Origin of the sequence: Stenotrophomonas pictorum JCM 9942 (genome assembly GCF_001310775.1) — a bacterium.
In the GTDB taxonomy this organism is placed as follows: domain Bacteria; phylum Pseudomonadota; class Gammaproteobacteria; order Xanthomonadales; family Xanthomonadaceae; genus Stenotrophomonas; species Stenotrophomonas pictorum.
In genome coordinates, this window is sequence record NZ_BAZI01000334.1 from 1 (window position 1) to 2,900 (window position 2,900).

2 protein-coding genes and 1 pseudogene are annotated in these 2,900 nt (G+C 68.0%); all 3 read left to right on the forward strand.

The window, feature by feature from the left end; genetic code table 11:
* Positions 1–1,748: pseudogene (locus JCM9942_RS13275) on the forward strand (heme lyase CcmF/NrfE family subunit); the annotation flags it as partial.
* Complete coding sequence (locus tag JCM9942_RS13280) at positions 1,748–2,377, forward strand: DsbE family thiol:disulfide interchange protein (protein ID WP_054660253.1); 630 nt, start codon at positions 1,748–1,750, stop codon at positions 2,375–2,377. The pseudogene JCM9942_RS13275 and the gene JCM9942_RS13280, both read left to right, overlap by 1 nt.
* Entirely contained in the window at positions 2,374–2,829 is a 456-nt protein-coding gene (locus tag JCM9942_RS13285) for a cytochrome c-type biogenesis protein (RefSeq protein ID WP_054660256.1), read from the forward strand. The genes JCM9942_RS13280 and JCM9942_RS13285 overlap by 4 nt, the downstream gene beginning before the upstream one ends.
* Positions 2,830–2,900 lie beyond the last annotated feature (71 nt).

Genomic DNA, 2,900 nt, shown 5'->3' on the forward strand with positions numbered 1-2,900 from the left:
CAGCAGGATTTCTCGCTGCGTTACGTCGCCGAGAACTCCAACTCGCTGCTGCCGATGATCTACCGCTATTCGGCGGTGTGGGGCGCGCACGAGGGCTCGCTGCTGCTGTGGGCGCTGGTGCTGGCGCTGTGGACCGCCGCGGTGGCGATCTGCTCGCGCCAGCTGCCGACCGACGTGGTGGCGCGCGTGCTGGCGGTGATGGGGCTGATCAGCGTCGGCTTTCTCGCCTTTCTGCTGTTCACCTCCAATCCCTTCGTGCGCCTGCTGCCGGCCGCCGCCGAAGGCCACGACCTGAACCCGCTGCTGCAGGACCCGGGCCTGATCATCCACCCGCCGATGCTGTACTTCGGCTATGTCGCTTCGCGGTGCCGTTCGCCTTCGCCATCGCCGCCCTGCTCGATGGCCACATCGACGTGCGCTGGCTGCGCTGGACGCGGCCATGGACCAACGTGGCCTGGGGTTTCCTCACCCTCGGTATCGCGCTGGGCAGCTGGTGGGCGTACTACGAGCTGGGCTGGGGCGGCTGGTGGTTCTGGGACCCGGTGGAGAACGCCAGTTTCATGCCCTGGCTGATCGGCGCGGCGCTGCTGCATTCACAGGCGGCGACCGAGAAGCGCGGCGTGTTCGTCGGCTGGACCCTGCTGCTGGCCATCGCCGCCTTCGCGCTGTCGCTGCTGGGCACCTTCCTGGTCCGTTCCGGTGTGCTGACCAGCGTGCATTCGTTCGCCGCCGATCCTTCGCGCGGCCTATTCATCCTGGTGTTCCTGGCGCTGGTGATCGGCGGCTCGCTGCTGCTGTACGCACTGCGTGCCCCCGGACTGGAAGGAAACAGCGACAGTTCCCGCCGCGCCTTCAGCCTCAATTCGCGCGAAAGTCTGCTGCTGGCCAACAACCTGCTGCTCAGCTGCGCCTGCGCAATGGTGCTGCTGGGCACGCTGTATCCGCTGATCGCCGACGCGCTGGATTTGGGCAAGGTGTCGGTCGGCCCGCCCTACTTCGGCACCTTGTTCGTACTGCTGATGACCCCGCTGGTGCTGCTGCTACCATTCGGCCCGCTGACCCGCTGGCAGCGCGAACAGGGCTTGCGCCCGCTGGCACTGCTCGCGCCGTGGGCCGGACTGGCCCTGCTGCTGGGCACCGTGACCTGGTTCATGGCGTCGCAGGGCAAGCTGAAAGCTGCCGCGGGTATTGCCGCCGCCGCGTGGGTCGGTCTGGGCACTCTCTATTACTTGGGGCAACGCCTGCGCAACAGTGGCCGGCTCAACGCCGAAGCCGTGGGCATGCTGCTGGCGCATTTGGGTATCGCCGTGTTTCTGGTCGGCGCGCTGCTGGTGGAAGCGCTGCATGTCCAGCATGAAGTGGCGCTGGCACCGGGCAGGTCGGTGGATGCCGGCGGCTACCAGCTCACGCTGGAGGGCGTGGATGCCGTCGATGGTCCCAACTACCACTCCGACCGCGGCCATGTGCAGGTTTCCCGCAACGGTGACGCGGTCGCCCTGCTGCACCCGGAAAAACGCATGTATGCCAGTGGCGGCCAGGCCATGACCGAGGCCGGCATCCACCCGGCGCTCGGCGGTGATATCTATGTCGCCCTGGGCGAATCGCTGGGCGATGGTGCCTGGGCGGTGCGCGTGCAGATCAAACCCTTTGTCCGCTGGATCTGGCTGGGAGCGGCGCTGATGGCGCTGGGTGGCTTCATCACCGCCGTCGACCGCCGCTTCCGCCGCATTCCGCAGAGGAAAGCCTGATGTCCAATCCGTCCCCGCAACCGCCCGTCCGCCCGCAGCGCCTGCCACCGGTGGCGATCGTCCTCGGCGTGCTGTTTTTCATCGGCCTGATGGGGCTGATGCTCTATGGCGTCAGCCGCTCGGGAAATCCGGACCGCGACAGCCTGCCCTCGGCGTTGCAGGACAAGCCGGCGCCGGAATTCTCGCTGCCGGTGCTGCACGACCCCAGCGTCCTGATCGGCAGCCAGGATCTGCGCGGTGCGCCCTACCTGCTCAATGTCTGGGGCAGCTGGTGCCCGGCCTGCCGCGACGAGCATCCGGTACTGACCCGGTTTGCCGAAACCAAGCGCCTGCGCATGGTCGGCTACAACTGGAAGGACGAGCCCGCCGAGGCGCTGCGCTGGCTGGAGCAACTGGGCAATCCGTACATGGTGGTGCTCGCCGACCAGGACGGCCGCACCGCGCTGGACTGGGGCATCGCCGCCGCGCCGGAAACCTTCCTGGTCGATGGCAGCGGCATCGTCCGCTGGAAATACAGCGGCGCGATCACCCAGCACGTGCTCGACACGCAGCTGATCCCGGCGCTGGAGAAAGTGGAAGCCGCCGCCGGCAATCCCGGTACGCTGCCGGCCACGAGCAGCGCGCGATGAGGCGTTGGGCACTGCGGCTGGTTCTGCTGCTCGGCACTGCCGGCGCGGTCCAGGCCCAGCCGATGGGCGACCCCACGCCACTGCAGTTCCGCAACCCGGCCGAGGAAGTCCGCTTCCACGCCCTGACCGCCGAGCTGCGCTGCGTGCAGTGCCAGAACCAGTCGCTGGCCGACTCCAACGCGCAGATCGCCCATGACCTGCGCCGCGAAGTGCTTACGTTGATGCACGAAGGCCGCAGCGACGCCCAGATCAAGCAGTTCCTGGTCGAGCGCTACGGCCAGTTCGTGCTGTACCGGCCGCAGATGGATACCGGCACCGCAGTGCTGTGGTTCGGCCCGGGGCTGTTGCTGCTGACCGGCGCGGGAATGCTGGTCATCCATGTACGGCGCCGCGCCCGGGCCTTGCCGCCCAGGGCGCTGGACGAATCCAGTCAGGAAGAACGCGAATGGTAAGCGGCCTGTTCCTCGCGCTGGCCGGACTGCTGGCGGCCGTCGCGGGCGGCTGGATGCTGTGGCCGCTGTTG

What these genes read in the sequence shown, in the direction of transcription:
- JCM9942_RS13285 (WP_054660256.1), top strand. Translation starts at nt 2,374, where the DNA reads ATGAGGCGTTGGGCACTGCGGCTGGTTCTGCTGCTCGGCACTGCCGGC.
- JCM9942_RS13280 (WP_054660253.1), top strand. Translation starts at nt 1,748, where the DNA reads ATGTCCAATCCGTCCCCGCAACCGCCCGTCCGCCCGCAGCGCCTGCCA.